The organism is Roseobacter sp. MH60115, assembly GCF_015644665.1.
Taxonomy (GTDB): Bacteria; Pseudomonadota; Alphaproteobacteria; order Rhodobacterales; family Rhodobacteraceae; genus Roseobacter.
In genome coordinates this window covers 112,366-137,017 of the sequence record NZ_JADOBQ010000006.1, presented here as the reverse complement: position 1 = coordinate 137,017, position 24,652 = coordinate 112,366, and the positions used below count along the sequence as shown (strand labels likewise).

The 24,652-nt window shown below is 61.8% G+C and carries 23 protein-coding genes; 6 read left to right on the top strand and 17 right to left on the bottom strand.

What is annotated here, in order from left to right:
* Nucleotides 1-15 precede the first annotated feature (15 nt).
* Together ISX84_RS18835 and ISX84_RS18830 are read left to right on the top strand one after the other, a co-directional pair.
* On the top strand, nucleotides 16-468 hold the full coding sequence (locus ISX84_RS18835) for an iron-sulfur cluster assembly scaffold protein (protein ID WP_195821945.1): 453 nt from the start codon (nucleotides 16-18) through the stop codon (nucleotides 466-468).
* Between the two features lie 73 nt (nucleotides 469-541).
* Nucleotides 542-1,936 carry a methyl-accepting chemotaxis protein gene (locus ISX84_RS18830; protein WP_195821944.1) on the top strand — a complete coding sequence of 465 codons (1,395 nt, stop codon included), beginning with the start codon at nucleotides 542-544 and terminating at the stop codon, nucleotides 1,934-1,936.
* 415 nt (nucleotides 1,937-2,351) lie between these two features.
* Here the strand turns inward: ISX84_RS18830 and recG are convergent, their stop codons facing one another.
* From recG to sciP, 4 genes are all read right to left on the bottom strand, one after another.
* Nucleotides 2,352-4,442, bottom strand: a complete 2,091-nt coding sequence (recG, locus tag ISX84_RS18825; protein WP_195821943.1) for an ATP-dependent DNA helicase RecG — start codon at nucleotides 4,440-4,442, stop codon at nucleotides 2,352-2,354.
* A complete protein-coding gene (ligA, locus tag ISX84_RS18820) occupies nucleotides 4,439-6,583 on the bottom strand; it encodes an NAD-dependent DNA ligase LigA (protein WP_195821942.1) in 2,145 nt (714 codons plus the stop codon). Before ligA ends, recG begins: the two co-directional genes overlap by 4 nt.
* A 109-nt stretch (nucleotides 6,584-6,692) precedes the next feature.
* Nucleotides 6,693-7,412: a response regulator transcription factor CtrA gene (gene ctrA / locus ISX84_RS18815; protein ID WP_195821941.1), complete on the bottom strand. Its 720-nt coding sequence runs from the start codon at nucleotides 7,410-7,412 to the stop codon at nucleotides 6,693-6,695.
* 98 nt (nucleotides 7,413-7,510) lie between these two features.
* Entirely contained in the window at nucleotides 7,511-7,789 is a 279-nt protein-coding gene (sciP, locus tag ISX84_RS18810; RefSeq protein WP_195821940.1) for a CtrA inhibitor SciP, read from the bottom strand.
* 124 nt (nucleotides 7,790-7,913) lie between these two features.
* Here sciP and mnmA point away from each other — a divergent pair, with 124 nt between their 5' ends.
* Nucleotides 7,914-9,056, top strand: coding sequence for a tRNA 2-thiouridine(34) synthase MnmA (gene mnmA, locus ISX84_RS18805; protein ID WP_195821939.1), 1,143 nt, complete (start codon nucleotides 7,914-7,916; stop codon nucleotides 9,054-9,056).
* A 69-nt stretch (nucleotides 9,057-9,125) separates the two neighbouring features.
* On the opposite strand, the gene lpxB is transcribed toward mnmA, so the two are convergent.
* The 13 genes from lpxB to pyrH all read right to left on the bottom strand — a co-directional run bounded on the left by lpxB (nucleotide 9,126) and on the right by pyrH (nucleotide 21,497).
* A complete protein-coding gene (gene lpxB / locus ISX84_RS18800) occupies nucleotides 9,126-10,310 on the bottom strand; it encodes a lipid-A-disaccharide synthase (protein ID WP_195822075.1) in 1,185 nt (394 codons plus the stop codon).
* The gene (locus ISX84_RS18795) at nucleotides 10,310-11,101 is read right to left on the bottom strand and encodes an LpxI family protein (protein WP_195821938.1); all 792 of its coding nucleotides are present in this window, start codon (nucleotides 11,099-11,101) and stop codon (nucleotides 10,310-10,312) included. The genes lpxB and ISX84_RS18795 overlap by 1 nt, the downstream gene beginning before the upstream one ends.
* A complete protein-coding gene (gene lpxA / locus ISX84_RS18790; RefSeq protein ID WP_195821937.1) occupies nucleotides 11,101-11,883 on the bottom strand; it encodes an acyl-ACP--UDP-N-acetylglucosamine O-acyltransferase in 783 nt (260 codons plus the stop codon). Before lpxA ends, ISX84_RS18795 begins: the two co-directional genes overlap by 1 nt.
* A 6-nt stretch (nucleotides 11,884-11,889) precedes the next feature.
* A complete protein-coding gene (fabZ, locus tag ISX84_RS18785; protein WP_195821936.1) occupies nucleotides 11,890-12,360 on the bottom strand; it encodes a 3-hydroxyacyl-ACP dehydratase FabZ in 471 nt (156 codons plus the stop codon).
* Between the two features lie 159 nt (nucleotides 12,361-12,519).
* Complete coding sequence (locus ISX84_RS18780; RefSeq protein WP_299864426.1) at nucleotides 12,520-13,080, bottom strand: OmpH family outer membrane protein; 561 nt, start codon at nucleotides 13,078-13,080, stop codon at nucleotides 12,520-12,522.
* A 4-nt stretch (nucleotides 13,081-13,084) separates the two neighbouring features.
* Nucleotides 13,085-15,442 carry an outer membrane protein assembly factor BamA gene (gene bamA, locus ISX84_RS18775; RefSeq protein ID WP_195821935.1) on the bottom strand — a complete coding sequence of 786 codons (2,358 nt, stop codon included), beginning with the start codon at nucleotides 15,440-15,442 and terminating at the stop codon, nucleotides 13,085-13,087.
* 151 nt (nucleotides 15,443-15,593) lie between these two features.
* The gene (locus ISX84_RS23420; RefSeq protein ID WP_268247505.1) at nucleotides 15,594-15,725 is read right to left on the bottom strand and encodes a hypothetical protein; all 132 of its coding nucleotides are present in this window, start codon (nucleotides 15,723-15,725) and stop codon (nucleotides 15,594-15,596) included.
* 100 nt (nucleotides 15,726-15,825) lie between these two features.
* Nucleotides 15,826-17,178 carry an RIP metalloprotease RseP gene (gene rseP / locus ISX84_RS18770; protein WP_195821934.1) on the bottom strand — a complete coding sequence of 451 codons (1,353 nt, stop codon included), beginning with the start codon at nucleotides 17,176-17,178 and terminating at the stop codon, nucleotides 15,826-15,828.
* Between the two features lie 3 nt (nucleotides 17,179-17,181).
* The gene (gene dxr, locus ISX84_RS18765) at nucleotides 17,182-18,354 is read right to left on the bottom strand and encodes a 1-deoxy-D-xylulose-5-phosphate reductoisomerase (protein ID WP_195821933.1); all 1,173 of its coding nucleotides are present in this window, start codon (nucleotides 18,352-18,354) and stop codon (nucleotides 17,182-17,184) included.
* A gap of 3 nt (nucleotides 18,355-18,357) precedes the next feature.
* Nucleotides 18,358-19,152 carry a phosphatidate cytidylyltransferase gene (locus tag ISX84_RS18760; RefSeq protein WP_195821932.1) on the bottom strand — a complete coding sequence of 265 codons (795 nt, stop codon included), beginning with the start codon at nucleotides 19,150-19,152 and terminating at the stop codon, nucleotides 18,358-18,360.
* 6 nt (nucleotides 19,153-19,158) lie between these two features.
* Nucleotides 19,159-19,899, bottom strand: coding sequence for a polyprenyl diphosphate synthase (uppS, locus tag ISX84_RS18755; protein ID WP_195821931.1), 741 nt, complete (start codon nucleotides 19,897-19,899; stop codon nucleotides 19,159-19,161).
* A gap of 172 nt (nucleotides 19,900-20,071) precedes the next feature.
* The gene (gene frr, locus ISX84_RS18750) at nucleotides 20,072-20,635 is read right to left on the bottom strand and encodes a ribosome recycling factor (RefSeq protein ID WP_195821930.1); all 564 of its coding nucleotides are present in this window, start codon (nucleotides 20,633-20,635) and stop codon (nucleotides 20,072-20,074) included.
* Between the two features lie 133 nt (nucleotides 20,636-20,768).
* Nucleotides 20,769-21,497, bottom strand: a complete 729-nt coding sequence (pyrH, locus tag ISX84_RS18745; RefSeq protein ID WP_195821929.1) for a UMP kinase — start codon at nucleotides 21,495-21,497, stop codon at nucleotides 20,769-20,771.
* A gap of 111 nt (nucleotides 21,498-21,608) precedes the next feature.
* Here pyrH and miaA point away from each other — a divergent pair, with 111 nt between their 5' ends.
* From miaA to ISX84_RS18730, 3 genes are all read left to right on the top strand, one after another.
* A complete protein-coding gene (gene miaA, locus ISX84_RS18740) occupies nucleotides 21,609-22,484 on the top strand; it encodes a tRNA (adenosine(37)-N6)-dimethylallyltransferase MiaA (RefSeq protein ID WP_195822073.1) in 876 nt (291 codons plus the stop codon).
* 99 nt (nucleotides 22,485-22,583) lie between these two features.
* Nucleotides 22,584-23,390: a helix-turn-helix transcriptional regulator gene (locus tag ISX84_RS18735; RefSeq protein ID WP_195821928.1), complete on the top strand. Its 807-nt coding sequence runs from the start codon at nucleotides 22,584-22,586 to the stop codon at nucleotides 23,388-23,390.
* Between the two features lie 206 nt (nucleotides 23,391-23,596).
* Complete coding sequence (locus tag ISX84_RS18730) at nucleotides 23,597-24,640, top strand: ABC transporter permease (RefSeq protein ID WP_195821927.1); 1,044 nt, start codon at nucleotides 23,597-23,599, stop codon at nucleotides 24,638-24,640.
* Nucleotides 24,641-24,652 lie beyond the last annotated feature (12 nt).

The window sequence follows — 24,652 nt, the reverse complement described above, 5'->3', positions numbered from 1 at the left end:
GGCCGTCTGGGTCCCATGTCTGGCGAAAACGATCTGATCAAACTCTATTCCGGCCGTATTCTGGCCCTTGCGGCAGATATCCCGCATCTGGGACAGCTTGATGCGCCGATGGCGCGGGTCAAGAAACGCTCGCCCCTCTGCGGTTCTGCCGTCACGGTCGATCTGAATGTCGAGAACGGACAGGTCAGCGCCTATGCGCAGGATGTGAAGGCCTGTGCGCTGGGGCAAGCGGCGGCTGCCGTCACGGGCGGTGCGATCATTGGCCGGACCCTGCCGGAGCTTGAAGCGGCGCGTGACGAACTGCGGTCCATGCTGAAAGACGCAGGCCCGGTGCCTGTCGCCCCCTTTGACGGGTTCGAGGTGTTGGAGCCCGCGCGGGACTACAAGAACCGTCATGCCTCTATTCTGCTGAGCATTGAGGCGGCCTGCGAGGCAATGACACAGGCGCTTCAGGCCGACTGCGCCTGAGATCAGGACCTGTATTAGCAATTTTTAAGTAAATTCGTGACAGTAAGTTCCGCAGGCAAATCTGCGGGGCAGCATGAACATCCAACCTCAGTTTGACGACAACAGACATGCGGATCGGTTGACGCAGGCCGCGGCAGCGCTTGGATATGAAATCGTCGACATTGCCGGGTTTCTCGATCTGGTGGAGGAACACGCAAGGGCGCAGCGCCGCGGGTTGAGCGTGCTGGATGAGCGTGCCAGCGAAATGGGCAAAGCCAATTCCGATGTGCGCGACGCGGTGCAGACCATGGCGCAGAACACCGATGAGACCGCCCGCGATGTGAAATCTTCCGCCGAACTGGTCCGGACAACGGGGGAAAAGACCCGCAGTGTTGCCGGATGGGTACAGGATCTGTCCCAGAAAACCGAAGCGGTCGGCGACACGCTCTCAGCGGTGAAAACCAACAATCAGCAGATTGCCGGCATTGCGACGCAGGTGAACACGCTGGCGATCAACGCCAAGATCGAAGCGGCCCGCGCCGGTGACGCGGGGCGGGGCTTTGCCGTGGTGGCCGATGCCATCAACGAGTTGTCCCAGAAAACCCGCGATGCAGCGGTCGAGATTTCCAACAACATCGAATCCCTGGCGGACTGGATTTTGGAGCTTGGCAAGGAAGCGAGCGGGATTGCGACACAGGCCGCTGACGTGCTGGAAAATGCTGGTGGCACGGACACGGCGCTCAGCCGGATGGAGACCTCGATCACGTCGGCCAACCAACAGGCGCAGCGGATCGCCGAGCAGGCAGAGCGCATGCATTCCGCCATGTCTGATTTCGAGCCTGCCCTGAAGGAGATCGACACCGCCGTGCAGTCAACCTCTTCCGGTATCGAGAAGACCCATGAACGGGTGTTGCGCCTGATCGACACCTCGGAGACGATTGTTCAATCGACTGCCCTGTTGGGCGGCAATTCCGTGGACACGCCTTTCATTCAACGGGCGCAGAGCCTTGCGCGCGAGTTGGGTGACCGCCTGGAGGACGCCGTGGAGAGCGGGACCACCACGATGTCGCGTCTGTTTGACCGCAACTATCGCCCGATCCCGGGATCCGATCCGGAGCAGGTCATCAATGAGTGTACCGAAGTGATGGACCGTATCCTGCCGCCCTTGCAGGAACCGGTTCTGGAGATGGACAGCAAGGTTGTTTTCTGTGCAGCCGTCGACACAAACGGGTATCTGCCGACACACAACCGCAAATTCTCCCATCCGCCCAGCGACGATCCGGTGTGGAACATGGCCCATTGCCGCAATCGCCGCATTTTCGACGATCGGGTCGGGCTGAAGGCGGGGCGCAACACCGAGCCGTTCCTGCTGCAGGTTTATCGCCGGGACATGGGCGGCGGTGAGTTCAAGATGATGAAGGACCTGTCCGCGCCTATTTTTGTGCAGGGCAGGCACTGGGGTGGGTTGCGGCTGGCCTACACTTTCTGACGTCCCTGCGAAAAAAAACGCCGCACGTCCCGAGCAGGACGGCGGCGTCAGGTTAAGCGTCTCTCGCGGGGGAGTCCTGTACATGCGGCAGGGGGAAGCCCTGATGAGACGTGGAACAGGCAGTGTTCGTCTCAAGCACCGGATTGGGAAAAGTGCTGGCACATACAAGGCGCGAGATCGCAGGCAGAAATCAGGTAAGAGACGGCAGGTGTAACCCCACCACAAGCATCACGATGAGTGCCGTTGCCCCTGCTGCATCCTGAAGCAACGTCGCGTGAGACCGCGATGCGATGTCTTTGATCTGTAGCAGTATGGACATGACAACCCTCCGTTCTGTTTCCTCTTTGTTCTCATAATTTTAATCAACTGTAAAGAACTTAATGAGAACATTCGCGAACAAAATGCGACGGTGCGCCTAACCAACTGAAATCAAACGGATCGCTTCTTCCTGCCGCATCAGCCAAAGCAGCAGGCGCGCGGCCTTCCCCCGGCCGCTCTCCAGCTTGGGATCATCAGAGAGCAGACGCCGTGCATCCGTCTGCGCGATGGCCATCAACCCGGCCTGCCGTTCCAGATCAGCCACGCGAAAGCGCGGCAGCCCCGATTGTGCCGTCCCGATCAGGTCCCCTGCGCCCCGCATCTGCAAGTCGGTCTCGGCAATGACGAAACCGTCTTCGGTCTCGCGCAGCACCTCCAGCCGCTTGCGACCGTTTTCAGACAGCGGCGATTGATAGAGCAGGAGACAGGTGGAGGCCGCCTCCCCGCGCCCCACGCGGCCCCGCATCTGATGCAATTGCGCCAGGCCAAACGTCTCCGCCCGTTCGATGACCATGATCGTCGCATTGGGCACGTTCACGCCGACCTCGATCACGGTCGTCGCCACCAGCACTTTGGTGTCACCGGCAACAAATCGGGCCATGGCCGCGTCTTTCTCCGCAGCCGGCATTTGCCCGTGCACCAAACCGACGACCCCTTCGCCCAAGGCGGCGCGCAGCTGTTTGAACCGGCCTTCAGCAGCCGTGAGATCAACAACTTCGCTTTCTTCCACCAGAGGACAGACCCAATAGCATTGGCGCCCGCCCTCGATCACCGCGCGCAGACGGTCGACCACTTCCTCCATCCGGCCCGTGCTGATCAACGCGGTTTTGATGGGTTTGCGCCCGGGGGGCTTTTCATCAAGTACAGAGACATCCATGTCGCCATATTGGGCCAACGACAGCGACCGCGGGATCGGCGTGGCCGTCATCACCAACACGTCGACCGCCTGCCCCTTGCGTCCAAGCTCCAAACGCTGCCGGACACCAAAGCGGTGCTGTTCGTCCACGACCGCGAGGCGCAGGTCGGCAAAATGAACATCCGCTTGGAACACCGCGTGGGTTCCGACCAGTATCTGGATGTCACTGCGGGCCAGCGCGTCGAGCTTGCGCCGCCGATCCGTGCCCTTGTCGCGACCCGTCAGAACTTCCAGCACAACCCCGGCCTCCTCGGCAAGGGGTTGTAACGATTCAAGATGCTGCCGGGCCAGGATCTCAGTGGGGGCCATCAGGACCGCCTGCCCGCCCGCCTCGACCGCGCGCAGCAACGCCATGAAGGCAACCAGTGTCTTTCCCGCCCCAACATCACCCTGCAGCAATCGGTTCATCCGCGTCTCGGCACCCATGTCAGCGTTGATCTCGACAATCGCCCGCTCCTGTGCGCCCGTCGCCTGATAAGGCAGCGAAGACATTACCCTGGCTTGTAAATGACCGTCACCGTGACTGGCGCGCCCGGGCTTGCGGCGTTCGATCGAGCGCGCGAGCGCTAGGGTCAGCTGATGCGCCAGCAACTCGTCATAGGCCAGCCTCTCCCGCGCGGGCGCCGTCGCTGCCAAATCGTCCAGCCGCGCCGGGCTGTGCGCCGCCCATACTGCCTTGTCAAAGTCCGACCAGCCAACACGCGCCTTCTGGGTCGGATCAATCCATTCCGGCATGTCGGGTACAAGGCTTGCCGCAGCCCGTGTCGCCTTGAACATCAGTTTTTGCGTCACACCGGCGGTCAGTGGATAAACCGGTTCGAAATCAGGGAGTTGCGCAGCATCGGTCTCTGCAACGATGTGATCGGGGTGTACCATCTGGGCGATGCCATCAAACAACTCGACCCGCCCGGAGACCACGCGCCTGCTGCCCTCCGGCAGCGTTTTTTGCCAGTAGTCGCCACGCGCATGAAAGAACACCAGTTGAAAGGAGGTCTCCGCATCCTGCACATGAATCCGGTAGGCCCCGCCTTTTGTTCGCGCCGGTGTGTGCGTCCCGATCTCTACCGCAACTGTCAGGGTGGCAGGCAGCACGGCGTCCTGAATGCTCGACCGCAGATGCCGATCAATGCCCGAATGCGGCAGGGTGAACAGGAGATCGCGCGGCGCGTCGACCCCAAGGGCCGCCATATGAGCAGCGGTTTTGGGCCCGACGCCCTTCAGCGTTTGCACCTCCGCAAACAGGGGGTAGAGACATTCGGGCCGTCTGCTCATGCGTCCGAAATCAAGGTCAGCCAGCCATCTTCGTCCAGCGTTTCAATGCCCAGATCGGCGGCCTTTTTGGCCTTGGACCCCGCCCCCGGCCCGGCAACCAGAATGTCGGTCTTGGCGGAGACGGAGCCCGATACCTTCGCGCCCAACCGCTCGGCCCGGGCCTTGGCCTCCGCGCGTGTCATCTTTTCCAGGGTGCCGGTAAAGACCACGATTTTTCCGGCAACCGGGCTGCCTTGCGTGTCAGGTCGGGCGACCGGCTGCACATCCAACTGCGCGATCAGGCGATCAATCGATGCCCGCTCCGCCGGTTGCGCCAGCGTATGCACAAGTGACCCGGCCATGACCGCGCCGACACCATCGATGTCGATCAGGTCCTGCCAGGCCGCGCCCTCCTGATCCTGCGCGGCGTGCATCGCGGCATCGAACGCATCCCATGTTCCATAGTGCAGCGCGATGAGGTTCGAGGCCGCCTCCCCCACATGCCTGATTCCAAGGGAAAAAATCAAGCGGGATAGGGAGATCTTGCGTTTCTCGTCAATGGCGTCGAAGAGGTTAGCCGCCGACTTTTCTCCCCACCCTTCGCGGTTCTTCAGCTGCTTCACACCGGTGCCGAAGTGCTCTTTCAGAGTGAAGATATCTGCGGGTTCCTTGATCCACTTGTCGCTATAGAATTGCTCGACCTGCTTTGCGCCCAGCCCTTCGATGTCAAAGGCCGCTCTGGAAACAAAGTGCTTGAGCTTTTCCACCGCCTGAGCCGGGCAGATCAATCCGCCTGAACACCGCCGTACCGCATCCCCGGGTTCCCGCAGAGCATCGCTGTTGCATTCCGGGCAACGGGTGGGAAACGCGTAAGGCTGCGCGTCATCGGGCCGCTTGCTCAGATCGACATCGGCGACCTTCGGGATCACATCCCCTGCGCGGTAGACCTGGACCCAGTCACCGACCCGGATATCCTTGCCCCCGCGAATCTCGCCTCCCTTGTTGTCACGCCCTGCGATGTAGTCTTCGTTGTGCAGCGTCGCATTGGAAACGACGACCCCGCCGACAGTCACCGGGTGCAGGCGCGCGACGGGCGAGAGCGCACCGGTGCGTCCCACCTGAATGTCGATGGCCTCCAGCCGGGTCCAGGCCAGTTCAGCCGGGAACTTATGCGCAATCGCCCAGCGGGGTGTCGTGGACCGGAAGCCCAGTCGTTCCTGCAGCGTCAGGTCGTTGACTTTGTACACAACCCCATCGATGTCATATCCAAGTGTCGCGCGCTGCGCCTCGATCACGTCGTAGTGCGCTACAAGTTCCGACGGTCCGGCGCATGTTCGGGTCAATGGGTTTGTTGCAAAGCCCATCTCGGCCAGGCGCTCAATGGCCCCCATTTGAGTTGTGGCCAGGGGTTCGGACAGGGCGCCCCAGGCATAGGCAAAGAAGCGCAGGGGCCGCGCGCGGGTGATACTGGCATCGAGCTGCCGTAGCGACCCGGCAGCGGCATTGCGCGGATTGGCGAAAACCTTGCCGCCTGTCTCGGCCTGACGCGCGTTCAGTGCTTCAAAGTCGGGGTGGGACATATACACCTCCCCCCGGACTTCCAGCAGTTCCGGTGCATCCGCAATCTGCGTCGGGATGTCATTGATCGTGCGCGCATTGGCCGTGACATTTTCACCGACGGAGCCGTCGCCCCTGGTGGCGGCCTGTACCAGTTTTCCGTTCTCGAACCGCAGAGACAAAGACAAACCGTCGATTTTTGGCTCAGCTGTATAGTCCAGCTGTGTCTCTTCCGGGATACCCAGATATCTGCGAACACGCCCGTCGAAGTCGGCAATGTCCTCGGCGTCAAAACCATTGGCAAGCGACAGCATCGCAACGGCGTGCTCTACCTTTGAAAAACCCTCTGAAGGTGCTGTCCCGACCTGATCCGATGGGCTGTCGGTGCGCTTGAGATGGGGAAAACGTGTTTCAATGGCCGCGTTGCGCTGTTTGAGCGCATCGTATTCGGCATCCGAGAGGTCCGGGGCATCCGCACCATGGTAGGCCGTGTTCGCCCGTGCCAGCAGCTCTGACAGTCGCGCCAGCTCCTGCTTTGCGGCGTCTTCGTCCAATGTTTCGATTTCTGCCGGAGACGCCAAGACCTGACCCTTTCCTTGTCGCATATCCGATTAGATATGCGGAGGTCCGGGTCAGGTCCAGTTCATTTCGCGTGGAAGATTTTTTGCGTCTGGTCCGGCGCAAGCCGACTTGGCCGGACCAGGTAAAGCGTGTTCAGGCGCCGACCGCGAGCCGTTGTGGGTCGTCAACCTGGTTGGGCTCCGGGTCCCGCAGCACGTAGCCACGCCCCCAGACGGTTTCGATGTAGTTTTCGCCACCTGTCGCCGTGCTGAGTTTCTTGCGCAGTTTGCAGATGAATACGTCGATGATCTTCAGTTCGGGTTCGTCCATCCCGCCGTAAAGATGGTTCAGGAACATTTCCTTCGTCAGGGTTGTCCCTTTGCGCAGCGACAAAAGCTCCAGCATCTGGTATTCTTTGCCGGTCAAATGCACCGGTTTGTTGTCCGCACTGACGGTCTTAGCATCCAGGTTCACCGAAATCAGGCCAGTGTCGATCACGGATTGGGAATGCCCTTTCGAGCGTCGGATAATCGCATGAATGCGGGCCACCAGTTCTTCCCGGTGGAATGGCTTAGTCAGATAGTCATCCGCCCCGAAACCAAAGCCTTTGATCTTGTTTTCGGTATCATCCGCGCCGGACAGGATCAGGATAGGCGTCTCGATACGGGACAGGCGCAGCTGACGCAGCACCTCATGCCCGTTCATGTCCGGCAGATCGAGGTCAAGGAGAATCAGATCATAATCGTACAGTTTTGCAAGATCGATCCCTTCCTCCCCCAGATCCGTCGCATAGACGTTCAGATTGGCGTGTGTCAGCATCAGTTCGATGCTCTTCGAGGTTGTGGGATCGTCTTCCACTAGCAGTACGCGCATGAGTTTCTCCGCATCGAGTGAACGTTTTCGTCGGAATTAACCGTGAACAAAAAAGGTTAACTACACGTTACCGTCTGCAAGAAAGTTACGCGAACAACTTAGGGTTGTCTATATTTTTGTAGAGCTGTGGCTTTCAAGGCGTCTTCGCCATGCTCTGACACCGCTTTGACCCACTCGTGAAACTCATCTTCGCTGATCTGATAGCGCTTGAGCGCATCGCTTTGCGTGATCAGCCCATAGGCCACGCCACGCACCACCGCAGCCTTGCGCGATGCCACCCAGCGTTTCGTGCGTGCAGGCGGAAGGTCGGCCTGTGTCATGACACTGCCGTCTGCCAATGTCACCGATCGCGGCCCATCCACTTTCTTTAGATACATCACTCATACCCATTCTTACTCTGGTGAACTGATCTTGACGCGAGGGCCTTAAAGACCGATGAAGCGCGCTCTTGAGAGTAATTAGGATTTTCCTATATTTCCTCAGAAGTCCCGGAGAACCCCAATGCCGCTTGATCAAAAGCCCCCTTTGAATTCGCTTGGCTTTGCCAAGGCCCCCGCTGACACGCGGGTGGTTGTGGCGATGTCGGGTGGCGTCGACAGCTCTGTTGTTGCAGCTATGCTGGCCGAAGAGGGCTATGATGTGGTGGGCGTGACCCTGCAGCTTTACGACCATGGTGCGGCGCTGGCCAAGAAAGGCGCCTGCTGTGCCGGACTCGATATTCATGACGCGCGGCGGGTGGCAGAGACCATGGGTTTTCCGCATTACGTGCTGGATTATGAGAACATTTTTAAAGATGCCGTGATTGACGAGTTCGCGGACAGCTATCTCGGCGGGGCTACACCGGTGCCCTGCATCCGCTGTAACGAGCGGGTGAAGTTCAAGGATCTGCTGGAAACGGCCAAGGATCTGGAGGCCGATTGCATGGCCACCGGCCACTACATTCAGCGTAAGACAGGCGCGCAAGGGGCGGAGTTGCATGCTGCAGCAGACAGCGCCCGCGATCAGAGCTATTTCCTGTTCTCCACCACACCGGAGCAACTGGAATTTCTGCGCTTCCCGCTGGGTCATCTGGCCTCAAAAGGCGACACCCGTGCATTGGCGGCAAAATATGGGCTGAGCGTGGCAGATAAACCGGACAGCCAGGACATCTGTTTCGTACCGAATGGTGATTACGCCTCGGTCATCCGCAAGCTGCGGCCAGAAGCGGCGGATCCCGGTGACATCGTGCATGCGGACGGGCGCGCGCTGGGTCGGCACGACGGCGTCATCAACTATACCATCGGCCAACGGCGCGGTCTGGGGATCGGCGGGCTCGCAGAACCGCTCTATGTGGTCAAACTGGACGCGGATACAAAAACCGTGGTGGTTGGACCGAAAGACATGCTTGCGACCCGAACAGTCCCGGTCCGCGAGATCAACTGGCTGGGCGATGCCCCCTTCGAGAGCCGTGCGGAGTGGCACGTCGCCGTCAAGGTACGCTCCACCCGTCCACCGACCGAGGCGATCATCCACCCTGTCAGCGCAACACAAGCAACCGTTGAACTGGTGACGCCCGAAGAAGGCGTCTCTCCCGGACAGGCCTGCGTCTTTTACGACCCCGAGAGCAGCCGTATCTATGGCGGTGGCTGGATCCACAAAGGCTGACATCGCGACAGGGTCTGCCAGCCCATCAAGCGCCAGACTGTTTGACCCGTCAGGGTCAAATGCATGATGTCAGGCGTCAGCCTGTCCTTTTGGTAAAACCGCCCCCATGCGCGCGAGAACGGCGCGGGCGGCGCGCAGGCCGGGGTCTTCGCCGCCTTCACCCAACCGCTGCATGGTCACCTCCATGGCTGCCTGCTGCGCCGCCGGGTCATCCATCTGCTGAACCAGTGCGGCGCCGATCGCTTCCGGTTGACAGGCAGGCCCCAGATACTCCGGCACCACACGGGTGTCAGAGACCAGGTTGACCAGCGTGACCGTATCGATCAGCGCCATGGCCCGGATCATCCGAAAGGTCAGCCAGTTCATCTTGTAGGCAATCACCATGGGCGTGCGCGCCGCTGCCAGTTCCAGCGACACCGTGCCCGAGGCCGCAAGCGCCACATCCGCCGCGCGGAAGGCCGCGCGCTTCAACGCCCCGGCGGCTTCAAGGCTCATCCCGCGCGGGTCCAGTACGATGGGTGCCCCGGGCCAATCGGCAACCTCCTCACGCACCAGATCCGCCACCGGGGCTGCCGCTGGCACAACGACTTTCAGATCCGGGTGCCGCGCGCGCAGGGGCGCGATGGACTGACCAAAGACCGATGCCAGCCGCGAGACCTCGCCGCGCCGCGACCCGGGCAGAACCAACAGCAACGGCGCGTCCCCTACCCTTTGGTCCGTGCGAAAGGCCTGTGCGTCCTCAGAGGTTGCCTGCGGCTCCGCCACGACCGGGTGGCCCACAAAATCGCAGACCATGCCATCCACGCTCATCAGGGGCGGCTCAAAGGGGAACAGGGCCAGGACATGATCAATGCACTGCGCCATCTTCTGCGCCCGCCCCGCCCGCCAGGCCCAGACCGTTGGAGCCACGTAATGCACGGTGCGCACGGTGCTCGCGGCCTTGACCCGCCGTGCCACCCGCAGGGAAAAATCCGGGCTGTCGATGGTGATCAGAACGTCCGGCGCCGTCTCCATCACGGCCGCTGCCGTCTCGTTGATCCGGGCCATCAGAGCGCGATACTTGGGCAGGATTTCCGCAATCCCCATGACGCTCAGCTCTTCCATCGGGAAGCGGCTGACCAGCCCCTGGGCCTGCATATCCGCGCCGCCAATGCCATCGAACTGCACGTCCGGGCGCAGGGCTTTCAAGCCCGCCATCAACGCCCCTCCCAGCTTGTCGCCCGAGGGTTCCCCCGCGATGATAAAGATGCGCATCAGCCCGGCGCGCGGGCCCAAAGCACCAGCCCCGCCGCATCTGCAGCGGCCACGGTGGCCTCGCGCTCCAGCATCAGCACACCGCCCGCTTCGACAACCACGCCGGCGAGGCCAGCCTCCGCCAACACGCCGATGGTCTCCGGGCCAATGGTGGGCAAATCAAAACGCCGGTCCTGTCCCTCTTTGGGCCCCTTGATCAGGATCGCCCGCGCCTGGGCCGCCCCGCCCGGCAGGGTTTTCAGCATATGATCGGTGCCGCCCAGGGTTTCGATGCCCCAGACCTGCCCCTTGCCCACGACACATCCCTGCCCCACGTCCAGCGGTGCCAGCGCGGCGAGCACCTCGCTGCCCCGCGCCATGTCGGATGTCATCTGGTCATCCGGCTGCGCCACGCTCAGCACGCCTTCGGGCACCAGAAGATCCGGTGACAATTCATGGGCGGCGCGCACCTTGAACCCGCGCTCCTCGAAAATGCCGATCACGCCGCGCAAGGCACCGTCGTCCCCCGCCGCGATGGCCTTCATGATTACCGGCACCAGCGGCAGGGTCGCCGCATCAAGCGCGCCGGGGTCAATGGGGGGCCGTTCGATCCCGCCGCAAAAGCACACCTCACGCACGCCGCGCGCCTCCAGGTCCGCCAGCAGCGTGCCCAGATGCTCAAGGCGAAAGAGGATATCGGGTGCCACACCCTCGGGTTCGAACCCTTGCAGAACGCACATCAATGGTCGTTCCGGCAAAGCCTCGGCAATACGTGCGGGCAGGTTCCCGCGTCCTGACACAAGCGCCAGCATCAGCGCGGCGTCAGGAAATGGCGGTCACTGTCGGCGAGGATGAACTCAACGATCTCGCGCACGTAATCGCTGGTTGTTTCATCCGCCAGACGGCGTGCCCGGTCATGGAACGTGCCCTCGCCCTGCGCCAGCATCTGGAACGCGGCCCGGAGTGCGGTGATATCGCTGCGTGCCACCCCGCGCCGTTTCAGGCCCACAAGGTTCAGCCCGTCCAGCTCGCCGCGGGGGGCCTGCACCAACCCGTAGGGGATCACATCATTGGTCACCATGGTCACGGCCCCGATGATCGCGCCACGCCCGATGCGCACGAACTGATGCACGCCAGAGAGACCGCCCACGATCACGTCATCCTCGAGGATGCAATGCCCGGCGATGGCCACGGAATTCACGATGATACAGCGATTGCCGATGATCGCGTCATGGGCAATATGGCAGCCCGCCATGAACAGCCCGTCATCGCCGATGCGGGTCACCCCGCCGCCGCCCTCGGTGCCGGAATTCATGGTCACATGCTCGCGGATGCGGTTGCGTTTGCCGATGATCAGCTGGCTGGCTTCGCCTTTGAATTTCAGGTCCTGCGGGATCTCGCCAATCACCGAAAACGGGAAAATCACCGTCTCTTCCCCGACGTCCGTGCGCCCGGTGACAACCACATGGCTCTTCAGTTCCACACCCGCAGCCAGGCGCACCTGCGCGCCCACGCAACAGAACGGCCCGACCCACGCCCCCGGATCGATCTGCGCGCCGTCTTCGATCACCGCGCTGGGGTGAATATTGCTCATCTGCGGCTACCCCAGATCCATCATCGCGGTGAATTCGCATTCCGCGGCCATCTCGCCATCCACCGACGCCACACCGCCAAAGCGCCAGACCTTGCCGCCGGGCTTGCCGCGCAGGGTCTGCAGTTGCATCTCCAGAACATCGCCGGGGCCCACCTTGCGGCGGAACTTGGCCTTGTCGATGGCCATGAAATAGACCTTCATGTTCTTGTCGGCCATGCCAAGCGTCACGCCGACCATCACCGCCGCCGTCTGGGCCATCGCCTCGATGATCGTCACGCCGGGCATGATCGGCAGACCGGGGAAATGCCCCTGAAAATGCGGCTCGTTCATGGTGACATTCTTGATGCCCTTGGCCGACGCAGTGCCGTCGATATCGACCACCTTGTCGACCAGAAGAAAGGGATAGCGATGCGGGATAATGCGTTGGATGAGCTGAATATCGGCGCTGTTCACGGGACCGGCTTCGGCGCTTGTCATGTTAGGTGTCCTTTTGTCCTCAAGGGCTTGACCCCTTGCCTAGCAATTCAGCCGCACCGGAGCAAGCGCGGCGGCACGGCACCGAATTGTTTCCTGCCGCAGCGTCACCCCCACCCCGTCGGCAGAACGCCCCGAAGCGGCGCGCTGTCAGCGGTGCGATTACTCGGGCACGCCCTCGCCATTCCCCAGAACGGCGTTCAGGCGCTCGATCGCGGCGCGGGTCACATCAACGGCGTTGGAGCTGAGAAAGACAGATCGCTTGTCCAGGATCACCGCGGCCCCCGCCTCCCGCATCAGGCGCTCCAGCACAGGCGCCGCAGCGGTCAGAAAGACGCCCCGCCGCTCTTCAAAAGCAAGGTTGAGCTCGCGGGTCTTGGCGTCCTGCGTGCGCCGGGTCGTCTGTACCTTCTCGTCGAAGGCATCGGCAAGTTCCCGAAAGGCGGCCGGTTCCATCGCGGCCCGTTGCGCGGTGAGGTCGCGTTCCTCTTCTTCAAGGGCCTCTTCGATGCGCCGGTTCTCTGCGGCAAGCTCGGCGCCACGGGCCTCGAATTCAGCGACCATGCGCTGGCCAAAATCGCTTTCCGTAAAGAGACGATCCGCATCTATGGTCAGGATCGGGCTCTGCACCGGCCCGATCCGCTGCGCCTGCGCAGGTCCCGCAAGAGCAGCGGCCAGCCAGACAGTTGTGAAAACTGCCAGAATGCCCGCCAGCCGCGTCACCGATCTAGAACGACGTGCTGAGCGTCAATTCGAAGGTCTGGTCGCGGTCGAACTCTTCCTTGCGGATCGCATCAGTGAAGTTGAACCGCAGCGGACCGACAGGCGTGTTCCACAGGATGGCAAAACCGATCACGTGGCGGAAGGATCCCCCCTCGCCGACGATGGTGCCGCCCGCTGTATTCACGTCGCTGAGATCCCAGAAGTTACCAACATCATAGAAGACACCGCCGGTGATGCCGTATTCTTCCGGCAGGCCAAGGGGGAATTCGGCCTCAAAGCGCGCGGCCACATAGAGGTTACCGCCCAGAGGATCTTCACCGCTGACCGACAGATCACGCGGACCGATACCGCCGGGTTCAAACCCACGGATGATATTGGTGTTGTTGAGGAACCGGTCCACCGCGCGGTTGGTGCCACCGCTCCACGACAGGGCGCCGCCTTCCAGCGAGGCGCGCAGCGTCACCTCTTCGTTCAACACCTTGGTCTCGCCAATCGCCCGGGCCACGGTCTTGATGTACTGCGCATCGCCCCCCAGCCCCGCGAAATCCTGCGAGAATTGCAGCAGGTAGCCGGAGTTCGGATCGAGGCCCCCGATGCGCGTGTCATAGGTGAGCTGGTAGCCAATCGCACTGCTGGACTGCTCACCAACCGCGATCTCGTTGCCGATGACCACGCCGTTTACCGGCGTTTCGCGCGCCGTCATCTCGGATTGTTCCGCCGTGTAGCGCAATTGCAGAGTTGAATTCTCACCCACCGGGAATGTCAGAGATGGCTGGAAGATGAACCGGTCGGTGTCATAGGTGGTAAAGGAACTGTCCGTCTCGGCGATGTCAAAGCGCAGGCCAAAGGTCAGGTCCCGCCCCAGAAAGGCCGGTTCTTCGAAGGTGATGCCATAGCGGCGCGATTCCTCGGCAGTTGCAACGCTCAGGCTGAGCCGCTGCCCCCGTCCAAGGAAGTTCTGTTCCGCAAAGCGGATCGCAAAGCCAAGACCGTCGTTGTTGGAGAAAGACGCACCGAAGCTGAAGGAACCGGTTGGTGCCTCCACCACGTCCACGTCCACAACCACCTGGTCTGGCGTGGAACCTTCACGCGCATTCACTTCCGCCGTCTCGAAGTAGCCAAGCGCCCGAATACGCTCCGCCGCCTCACGAATTTCGCGCGGATTGAAAGGATCGCCCTCGACGCTGTTGAACTGGCGGCGCACCACCTGATCGAGGGTTGTGGTGTTTCCTTCGACATCAATGCGTTCCACAAAGACGCGCGGGCCGCGAGTCAGGACATATTCGATGTCCAGTTCCAGATTGCGATCATCCCGCGTTACGCGCGGCTCGACCCGCAGGAAGTCAACGCCGTCCCGCAACGCCTGCCGCTCCATACGGGCAATGTCGTTTTCCAGCAAGGTCGGCGAATAGACCACTCCGGGCTTGATCTTGACGATATCGCGGTAAACCTCTGAATCAGCGCCGGGCACGTTGCTGGTGACGTTGATTTCGCCAAACCGGAACCGCTGACCTTCCTGCACATTGAAGACGAGGAAATAGCCATCGCGTTCTTCGGTCAGTTCCGCATTCACGGAATTCACGCGGAAATCGATGTACCCGCGCGACAGGTAGAAATCCCGCAACAGCTGTCTGTCGAACTCGATACGGTCCTCGACCAGCAGATCGGAGCGGACGACCGCGCGGAAGAACCCGGCCTGCTTGGTTTCAAGCACACGGCGCAAGCGGCGGTCGGAATATTCGCGGTTGCCGATGAAGCTCAGGCGTTCGATTTCGATGTTGTCGCCTTCGAAAATCTCGAACACCAGATCGACCCGGTTGTCGGAACGGCGAATGATGGTCGGCGACACCCGCGCCGCAAGGCGGCCCTCGTTCGCATAGGCGGTTGCGATCAGATCGGCATCCCGTTCCACCTGCGCGGGGTTGAACACGCGGCGTTCGTTCGAATTGATGGCTGCCGCCAGCGCTTCGTCATCCAGGCGGTTGTTGCCTTCGAAACTGATGCGGTTGATGGTGGGCAGCTCAACCACAGTGATCTGCAGACCGTTGCCGCGCGGGTCGAAGGTCACGGTCTCGAACAGCCCGGAGTCGATCAGCCGCTGATAGGCTTCGTTCAGCTGAGCCGCGCTTACGGTCTGACCGCGGGCGATTCCTGCGCGTGTCAGAATGGCCGCGTCACCAATTCTGACGTTCCCGTCGATGGAAATCGAATTGAGGGTTACCTGCTGGGCGCGCACCGGTGTGGCAGGCGCCACCCAAGCTATTGTTAACGCCGCACAAAAACTGACCGTCAGCACTGTAGACGCGAGAGTTTTACATTGCCCGAAAAAACGTGGGCCTGCGCCCAGTTTGCCCCAATTCATGACCTGCCCCGATCCTCAGTAAATTATTTTTATCTGAGTACCGAGAATGGCAGGTTTTGTCAAAACCATGTGGGTAAAAAACAACGCGCAACTACATACGCGCCGTGTGAACATGTTTCGCTGTGGCCAGAGCGCCGCTATTCGCGGGAAATCAGCCCAAAAGCGTGCTCAACCAGGCACTTGCGCCCAGGGCCAGCGAGATTGTGCCGATATAGAGAACGCGATCCCAATTGAGATCCATCAGCAGGCTCAGGCCGCGATAGCTGTTTTGAATCGTTTGCATTGCATGTCTCCGTTTGGGTGACTGCCTGAATACCTGCGGAATTGGGCGCGAGTTTGGCCAATTGTGGCGCGACTATGGCATTTCCCGGGTAAGCCGCCGGTTAAGGGCAGAAAATATCATTCGCCAGTGCAAAGACCATCAACGTCAGCACCATAGCCAGACCAAGGCTCATCAAGACCCGCAGGGCGCGGTCGCTGGGCGGTTTGCCAGCCACGGCCTCATAGGCGTAGAACACCAGATGGCCGCCATCCAGGGCCGGAACCGGGAAGAGGTTCAGAAGCCCCACCGCCGTGCTCAGCACCGCGATGAACCAGATGAAGGATTGCGCGCCTTGGCTCGCCATGGCGCCGGAGGTCTGTGCAATGCCGATGGGGCCGCTGAGATTACAGGTGCTGATGGCCCCCGTGATCATGTGCCCCAGACCGCTGAGCGATCCTTCGATGATCCGCCCGGTCTGGCGGACACCGCTCCAGAGCGCTTCACCCACACCGGGGGTTTCGGTTGCCGGTTCAAAGGCCAGACCGCCCGCGATGCCGATCCGCCACTGCGTGGCAAACCCGCCATCCGCCTGGGGTTCATCAACGCGTTTGGGCGTCAGGGTCACCTCGATCTCCTCGCCCGCACGCCAGACACGCAGCGCGAGGGGCGCGCCATTGCCGCCCTCAACCGCCTGTTTCAATTGATCAAAAGCAAAGATGGGGGTGCCGTCGATGGCCGTGATCACGTCGTCAGCCTGCAGCCCTGCGCCCATCGCCGCGCTTTGCGGGCTGACCGCCGAGACCAGCGGTGGCAACAGATAGGCGCCGGGCACCACGGTTTCGGAACCATCGCGGCGCACGGTGTAGTCCAGCACCGGCGCCTGCGGCAGGGCATCGATGAATGCGGCATAGGCACTTGTGTCTTCCGTGCTCGGGATGCGCACCCCGTTGATGCCGATGACTTCGTCGCCTGACTGGAGCCCCCGCGCCTCGACCGGCAGGGGGCGCAATTCGCCAACCGTCAACGGGTCCCGCGACACGCCGCTGGTCACGACGACCGCTGCAAAGACAAGGATAGAGAGCGCGAAGTTGAAGATCGGGCCAGCGGCAACGGTGGCCGTGCGCGCCCAGAGTGGCGCGCCGTGCATGGTGCTGCGCAAACGCTCCGGATCGGTCTCCGCCTCGGCCATGGCCTCTTCATCCTTGCCGGAGGCTGCATTCGCGTCGCCCGCAAATTTCACATATCCGCCAAAGGGAAGGGCCGCGATCTGCCACTGGGTGCCGCGTTTGTCCGTGCGCGCGTAGAGCACCGGGCCGAAGCCGAGCGAAAACACATCCGCGTGGATGCCGGACCAGCGCCCGACGATATAGTGGCCGTATTCATGGATCGCCACGATCACCGAGAGCGCCACCACAAAGGCGACGATGGTCCAGATCAGCCCACCAAACTGGGGGATCAGCGCAAAAATATCCAAACCTTAACCTGCTCTCTTGTGAATGGCCCGCGTGGCCTCTTGTCGTGCCAGATGGTCCACTTTGGCGACGTTATCAAGGGACATGGTGGCATCAATATGACCGCGCGGTGCTGACATCTGCGTCAGAACGTCTTCGACAATCGCTGCCATATCGTTAAAGCCGATCTGCCCGGCGATGAAACCATCGAGCGCGGTTTCCTTGGCCGCGTTGAACACGGCGCCCGCAAGCCCGCCCGCTTGCATCACCTCACGCGCCAGCCGCAGCGCGGGCCATCGGGTCTCGCAGGGGGCGCGAAAGCTCAGCTGCCCGATCTCCGCGAGATCCAGACGCGCCACCGGCAGATCGCACCGCGTGGGCCAGTGCAGCGCATAGCCGATGGCGTGGCGCATGTCGGGCGGGCCCACATGCGCCATCAATGCGCCATCGCGAAAGCCGACCATCGCGTGGATCATCGATTCCGGATGTACCAGCACCTCGATCTGTTTCGGTTCGACGCCGAAAAATTCCCGCGTTTCAATCAGTTCCATCGCCTTGTTGAACATGGAGGCGGAATCGATCGTGATCCGTTGGCCCATGTCCCAATTCGGATGGCTGGAGGCCTGATCCAGCGTTGCATTGGCAAGGTCTTCAATCGGCCAGTCGCGGAACGCGCCGCCGCTGGCGGTAATGATGATCCGCTCCACCGCCGCCATATCCTCGCCCACAAGCGCCTGAAACACCGCTGAATGCTCACTGTCCACCGGCAGCAGCCGGGCGCTATGGGTCTTGGCCGTGGACAGCATTAACTGCCCGGCGCAGACCAGCGATTCCTTGTTGGCCAGCGCCAGGGTGCTGCCTTGCTGCAAGGCGGCCAGACCGGGGGCGAGCCCTGCGGCCCCGACGATGGCCGACATGACCCAATCGGCCGGACGCGCGGCAGCCTCTGCAATCGCCGGTGTTCCGGCTGCGGCCTCGACCCCGCTGCCCTCCAGGGCTGTGCGCAGGTCTTCCAGCAAGTGATCATGGGCGGTCACCGCCACATCTGCCTTCAAACGCCGCGCATCTTTGGCCAGTTGCTCGATATTCCCGGCACCGGTCAGCGCCACCACGTCATAGGCATTGGGGGCGCGGGCGATCAGATCAATGGTGTTCTGTCCGATGGAGCCCGTTGCCCCGAGGATGCTGACCCGCCGCATCCGCTACCTCAGCATCATCGGCGACCCGATCAGCGGCCCGCCAATGATCAGCAGGAACACCGCCGCCCCCAGCATGCCATCGAACCGGTCGAGCAGACCGCCGTGGCCGGGAATGAGGTTGGAACTGTCCTTGACCCCGACACGCCGCTTGATCGCGCTTTCGGCGATATCGCCCATCTGGCTGGCCATGGAAACGGCGATGGAGACGCCGATCAGCTGCGGCCCCGCGCCGGTGTTGGCCATGAAGAGCGTGCCGACAATGGCCGCCCCAACCCAACCGAACCCGGTGCCTGCCCATGTTTTCTTGGGGCTGACGCGCGGCCAGAACTTGGGCCCGCCGATCAGACGCCCGGCGAAATAGCCCACCACATCCGTGGCCACCACGACCAGCACCATCCAGAGCATCCAGTTGAAGCCGAGATCGTCGCGCACCGCCATCATGCCGAACCCGGCCAGCAGCACCATGACCGTGAAGACCATATAGATCGTGCGGAACTGTGTCAGTTGCCCAAAGCCCACCAGCGCCGAGGCCAGCAGGATCGGCAGGGCAAAACCGGTCGGCAGGTAGATGGCCAGCAAAAGCGCGGCCCCGGTCAGCGCGCCCAGTTGCAGCGCAGCCGTGCGCGGCGCGTGGATCATCACTGCCAGTTCCCAGATCATCACGCCGCAGATCAGGGCCACCATGACGTGAAAGATATGTCCACCAGCCCAGACCCCAAGCAGGCCCAGGACGACCATTGCCGCCCCCGAGCCCATTCGGGTTGCCAGATCAGACCATTTCTCCCCCACCTCGCTCATGCGCTGCTACCCTCGCACGCCGCCATAGCGACGGTCGCGTCCGCCGAAGGCGGCGCAGAGGTGCTGGAACTCATCCCGTGTGAAGTCGGGCCAGAGCGTGTCGATGAATTCATATTCGGAATAGGCGGACTGCCACAGCAGGAAGTTGGAAATCCGTGCCTCGCCGCTGGTGCGGATCACCAGATCCGGGTCCGGCAGGACGTGCGTGTCGAGATACCGCGGCAGGGTTTCCTCATCCACCGCATCCGGGCTGAGCTTGCCATCGGCCACATCCTTGGCCAGACGCTTGGTGGCACGCGCCACTTCATCCCGCCCGCCGTAGTTGATCGCGATGGTCAGATGCACCCGCGTATTCTGTTGCGTGGCCACTTCAAGGTCGTTCATCATCTGGATCAGCTTCTTGTCCAGCCGCAGACGATCCCCGATGAAACGCACTCGCACACCGGATTCCACCAGGGCGCGCGTTTCCTTGATGATATACCGGCGGAACAGGCTCATCAGCCCGGCCACTTCGACCTGCGTCCGTTTCCAGTTCTCGGTCGAGAAGGCAAAGATCGTCAGGTAGTCGACGCCGAACTGCGGGCAGCACTCGACGATCTCGCGGACCCGCCGTGCGCCCGCATGGTGCCCATAGAGACGTGGCCGTCCCCGCTGTGTCGCCCAGCGACCGTTGCCATCCATGATGATCGCGACATGCCGCGGACATCCCGGGATAAGGTCGACTTGGGGTTGGGGCACGCCCGCCATTTCATTCTCCTGCTCGGAACACCTCTGTCCCGTGTCGGAACAGGGGGTCTCTTTGTCAGATGACACTTTCCACCACATTAATGCAACGCAGAGTGATGTGCCTATAGCTCATTTCTAGCTGTCGTTGTATCGCCACTATACGCACAAGTTTGGCGATACTGCGCCAACCGGATCAGACCTGCATGATCTCGCCTTGCTTGGTCTCCAGCATGTCATCGACGGATTTGATATAGCGGTCGGTGATTTCCTGCACTTCACCTTCCCAGAGCTTCTGGTCGTCCTCGGACATGCCTTCGCCCTTGGCCTTCTTGATCTGATCCATGCCATCGCGGCGCACGTTGCGTACCGAGACCCGCGCGTTTTCGGCATATTGCCCCGCGACCTTGGTCAGCTCGCGGCGCCGTTCTTCGTTCAATTCCGGGATCGGCAGCATGATGATCGTGCCGTTGAGCTGCGGGTTGATGCCCAAACCGCTCTCGCGGATGGCTTTTTCGACCTTGTTCACCAGCCCCTTGTCCCAGACATTGATGGTGACCATGCGCGGTTCCGGCACGTTCACGGTGCCCACTTGGTTGATCGGCGTCATTGACCCGTAGGCATCGACCATCACCGGCTCCAGCATCGACGCCGAGGCGCGTCCGGTGCGCAAGGAGGCAAACTCCACCCTCAGATTGGCCATGGCCCCATCCATCCGCCGTTCAAGGTCGTCGGTGTCCAGCATAAAATCGTCTGACATATATTTATCCTGCCGCAAGTTTCTTGGCGCGCCATGCCGCGCGCTGCGATTGTGTCTGTGTATAGATCAGGAAACGATCGAAAGGCCAGAAGGAGTTGTCATGCAACGCCGTCCCTGCGGGCCGCAGCGATCTCTAGCCCTGCACCCGCGTATAGGTGCCCTCGCCCGCCAGAATGCCCCGGAACCCGCCCGGTTCATCCAGCGAGAAGACGATGATCGGCAGGTTGTTGTCCCGCGCCAGCGCGATGGCGGAGGCATCCATCACACCGAGCCGCTTGGCCAGCACATCATCGTAGCTCACCGTCTCATAGCGTTTGGCATCGTCGTGTTTGGCCGGGTCCTTGTCATAGACACCGTCCACCTTGGTCCCTTTGAAAATCGCCTCGCAGGACATCTCGTTGGCGCGCAGCGTGGCGGCGGTATCGGTCGTGAAGTAGGGATTGCCGGTGCCAGCGGCAAAGATGCAGACCCGTTTCTTCTCAAGGTGGCGCACCGCGCGACGGCGAATATAAGGCTCCGCCACCTCGTTCATGGTGATCGCCGAAATGACCCGCGTGTGGATGCCCAGTCCTTCCAGCGCGGATTGCATCGCCAGCGCGTTCATCACCGTGGCCAGCATCCCCATGTAATCCGCCGTGGTGCGCTCCATCCCCTGGGCCGAGCCCTGCAGCCCGCGGAAGATATTGCCGCCGCCGATCACCATGCAAATCTCGACGCCCAGATCGTGGACCGACTGTACTTCCCGGGCGATACGCTCAACCGTAGGCGGGTTGAGACCAAACCCCTGGTCGCCCATCAGCGCCTCGCCCGAGATTTTCAGCATGACGCGTTTGAAGGTGGCCTGAGGGTCGGTGTCGGGCATGGGTAAGGGCTCCGGAGGCTTGGGGTTTAACTGCGCGGCAAAATGTCGGAAAAGCGGGCGAACTTCAATGCATCCCGGTGCGGGATGACGCAGAAAGTGACGGCAGGCCATATGACCGGCATCCAATCCCTGATCCACGGCCTGTCGCGGGACATGCCCGTGCTGATCGCCGGGCCGACAGCCTCTGGAAAATCGGCGCTGGCGCTGGAGATTGCCGCACGGCAAGGGGGCGTGATCGTCAATGCCGACGCCAGCCAGGTCTACGCCTGCTGGCGGATTGTCACCGCCCGCCCCTCTGCGGATGAAGAAGCGCTGGCACCACACCGTCTTTACGGACATGTGTCTGCGCAAACCGCCTATTCCGCCGGCCACTGGCTGCGCGAGGTCACCCCCCTTTTGCAGGGCGAAGGCCGCCCCATCATCGTCGGCGGCACCGGGCTCTATTTCTCTGCCCTGACGCGCGGGCTTGCCGATATCCCGGCCACGCCTGCGGCCATACGCGCCAGGGGGGACGCACTCTCCCTGCCCGATTTGCTGGCGGCGCTGGATGCGCCGACAAAGGCGCGGATCGATACCGCCAATCGCATGCGGGTGCAGCGCGCATGGGAAGTGCTGACCGCGACCGGGCGGAGCCTGTCGAGCTGGCAAGACGATACCGGCGCACCGGAGGTGCCGGAAACACAGGCGCATTGCATTGTGTTTGATGCGCCGAAAGACTGGCTGAGCGCGCGCATCGCGCGCCGCTTCGACCAGATGATCGCGGCGGGGGCCTTGGAGGAGGCGCGGGCCGTTTTGCCAGACTATGACCCCACCCTGCCCGCCCACAGGGCCATTGGCGCGCCGGAACTGATCGCCCATCTGCAAGGTCGGATCAGTCTCGACGCCGCGCGCGATCAAGCCGTGATCGCCACCCGGCAGTTCGCCAAACGGCAACGCACGTGGTTTCGGTCCAAGATGCGCAATTGGCAGGCGTTTTCACCGCAATAGGCTGCTTATTGCCCGCGCCCCCTGGTCAGAGGTGACCTCCATGCGCATTAAGATTACGGTAATTTAATTAAAATACGATGCATCGCGAAGGGGGGCGATATGTCATCGAACCGATTGAAGATACTGACGTTATCGCAGCTGAACCAGGGGCAGGACTGGCGCTTGTCGCTGGTCCATGACCAACCGGAGCATCTGCTGATCTGGGTCACGCGTGGTCAGGGGCGCGTGCTGATGCACGGCCAGCGGCGCGGTGTTGGCACGCATAATGCGCTGGTCATCCCGTCATGCAATCTCTTCTCGCTGGAGCTGGGGCGGCAGGCCATGGGCCAGGCCGTGGTGATCCCACCCGAGACCGACCTGCTGATGCCGCAGATCCCGCGGCTGCTGCGTATTCGCGATTCCATTGCCATGAATGAGCTGACGGTGCTGATTGAGGCGGCGAATCGCGAACAGGCCAGTGGCAGGCCACTTTGCTCGCAATCGATGGATGCCTTCGGCGCCCTGATCTCAGTCTGGGTTCAGCGGCAGTTGGGGCTGGAGGAGCATGTCCCTAAAAAGCGCAACGCAGCCGCGCGCCTCTGTGCGGCGTATTGTGCCCATATCAACGCGAATTATGCGGCTCCCATGACGATGTCGGACCATGCCGCAGCGCTTGGCGTGACGCCGACGCATCTGACCCGCGCCTGCAAGGCCGCGACCGGAAAGACCGCTGCGGATCTGCTGACAGAGCGCAAGTTGCATGAGGCCCGCTGCCTGCTGACGGCCACGGATGTCCCGGCACAGGACATCGCGCGTCACCTCGGGTTCGGCAGTGCCGCCTATTTCACACGTTTCATGCAGCAGCACACGCAGGCCACGCCGTCGGCCCTGCGCAAGGCCTCGCTCACCGCGCTCAAAGCCGCCTGACGCCAATTCCACCGCCTCCATGTCGCAACTGCAGCATCAGTTTGCGACCAGAAAGATGTCGCAAAATTACAATTTTGCGGCGCTCGCCTACATTGACGCGGCCCCCAGACTCATGCCTGATGGTTCCACAAAAATTACAAAGAGCGCAAAACAGCGCTTGAAATCCGGCGTGATCACCGCGCCTCGGCCTGACAACAGGGGCATTGATGGGACTATTCATACTCAGACGGCTGGGCGTCATGGTGCTGACCGCGCTCTGCCTGACCTTCGTCGTCTTCTGGCTGACGAACCTTTATCCGAACCTTGAGAAACTGGCCAAGACCCAGGGCAATTTCCGCATGTCCGACGAAGCGGTGGAAAGCTACCTGGGCAAGAACGGCTACCTGCAACCGATGCCGGTCAAGTTCGGTCAATGGCTTGGCGTTCTGCCGGGCTGGACCCTGGAAGACGGTGGGGTCGTGACCGGTAAATGCTTTGGCAGCGACACGCCGGAGGAGGATCGGCGCAGCTTTTGTGGGGTGCTCCAGGGCGATTGGGGCTTTTCGACGGTGTTCAAGGACGATGTGGGGTCGATCGTGCTGACCCGGCTGGGGTTGACCGGCAAGCTGATGTTCTTCGTGATGCTGGTGATGGTGCCCATGGCGCTGATCATCGGGGTGCTTGCGGGCATGCGCGAAGGCTCGAAAATGGATCGCTCGCTGTCGACCTTCTCCATCGCCTCTACCGCCACCCCCGAATATGTTTCGGGGGTTATTTTTATTGCGGTCTTTGCCTCCTCTGCCTTTGGCCTGAAATGGTTCAAGGGCTCGGCCACGAGCGCGATGGACAGTGTCACCTTCGAGAATTTCACCCTGCCGGTGGTGACCATCGCGCTGTATGGCATGGGCTATATCGCGCGGATGACGCGGGCCTCGATGACCGAGGTGATGACCGCGCAGTACATCCGCACGGCGCGTCTGAAGGGCGTGAAATTCTCCGACATCGTGCTGAAACATGCGCTGCGCAATGCGCTGATCGCGCCCTTCACGGTGATCATGCTGCAGTTCCCCTGGTTGCTGAACGGCGTGGTCATCGTCGAGACGCTCTTCAACTACAAGGGCTTTGGCTGGCTGCTCGTGCAGGCGGCCTCCAACAATGACATCGAGCTGCTGCTGGCGGTCTCGGTTGTCTCGGTGATCGTGGTGCTGGTGACCCAGCTGATATCGGATATCGGCTATGTCTACCTCAACCCACGCATCCGGATCGCGTAAGGGAGGGCTGGT

Excerpts from the sequence above, each read along its gene's own strand:
- uppS (WP_195821931.1), bottom strand. The coding sequence starts at position 19,899 with ATGGCGGGCGTGCCCCAACCCCAAGTCGACCTTATCCCGGGATGTCCG.
- ISX84_RS18735 (WP_195821928.1), top strand. The coding sequence starts at position 22,584 with ATGTCATCGAACCGATTGAAGATACTGACGTTATCGCAGCTGAACCAG.
- fabZ (WP_195821936.1), bottom strand. The coding sequence starts at position 12,360 with ATGACAAGCGCCGAAGCCGGTCCCGTGAACAGCGCCGATATTCAGCTC.
- lpxA (WP_195821937.1), bottom strand. The coding sequence starts at position 11,883 with ATGAGCAATATTCACCCCAGCGCGGTGATCGAAGACGGCGCGCAGATC.
- ISX84_RS18830 (WP_195821944.1), top strand. The coding sequence starts at position 542 with ATGAACATCCAACCTCAGTTTGACGACAACAGACATGCGGATCGGTTG.
- sciP (WP_195821940.1), bottom strand. The coding sequence starts at position 7,789 with ATGTATCTAAAGAAAGTGGATGGGCCGCGATCGGTGACATTGGCAGAC.
- pyrH (WP_195821929.1), bottom strand. The coding sequence starts at position 21,497 with ATGCCCGACACCGACCCTCAGGCCACCTTCAAACGCGTCATGCTGAAA.
- dxr (WP_195821933.1), bottom strand. The coding sequence starts at position 18,354 with ATGCGGCGGGTCAGCATCCTCGGGGCAACGGGCTCCATCGGACAGAAC.
- mnmA (WP_195821939.1), top strand. The coding sequence starts at position 7,914 with ATGCCGCTTGATCAAAAGCCCCCTTTGAATTCGCTTGGCTTTGCCAAG.
- bamA (WP_195821935.1), bottom strand. The coding sequence starts at position 15,442 with ATGAATTGGGGCAAACTGGGCGCAGGCCCACGTTTTTTCGGGCAATGT.
- ISX84_RS18835 (WP_195821945.1), top strand. The coding sequence starts at position 16 with ATGTCTGGCGAAAACGATCTGATCAAACTCTATTCCGGCCGTATTCTG.
- frr (WP_195821930.1), bottom strand. The coding sequence starts at position 20,635 with ATGTCAGACGATTTTATGCTGGACACCGACGACCTTGAACGGCGGATG.
- ISX84_RS18730 (WP_195821927.1), top strand. The coding sequence starts at position 23,597 with ATGGGACTATTCATACTCAGACGGCTGGGCGTCATGGTGCTGACCGCG.
- ISX84_RS23420 (WP_268247505.1), bottom strand. The coding sequence starts at position 15,725 with ATGCAAACGATTCAAAACAGCTATCGCGGCCTGAGCCTGCTGATGGAT.
- ligA (WP_195821942.1), bottom strand. The coding sequence starts at position 6,583 with ATGCGACAAGGAAAGGGTCAGGTCTTGGCGTCTCCGGCAGAAATCGAA.
- miaA (WP_195822073.1), top strand. The coding sequence starts at position 21,609 with ATGACCGGCATCCAATCCCTGATCCACGGCCTGTCGCGGGACATGCCC.
- ISX84_RS18760 (WP_195821932.1), bottom strand. The coding sequence starts at position 19,152 with ATGAGCGAGGTGGGGGAGAAATGGTCTGATCTGGCAACCCGAATGGGC.
- recG (WP_195821943.1), bottom strand. The coding sequence starts at position 4,442 with ATGAGCAGACGGCCCGAATGTCTCTACCCCCTGTTTGCGGAGGTGCAA.
- lpxB (WP_195822075.1), bottom strand. The coding sequence starts at position 10,310 with ATGCGCATCTTTATCATCGCGGGGGAACCCTCGGGCGACAAGCTGGGA.
- ctrA (WP_195821941.1), bottom strand. The coding sequence starts at position 7,412 with ATGCGCGTACTGCTAGTGGAAGACGATCCCACAACCTCGAAGAGCATC.
- ISX84_RS18795 (WP_195821938.1), bottom strand. The coding sequence starts at position 11,101 with ATGCTGGCGCTTGTGTCAGGACGCGGGAACCTGCCCGCACGTATTGCC.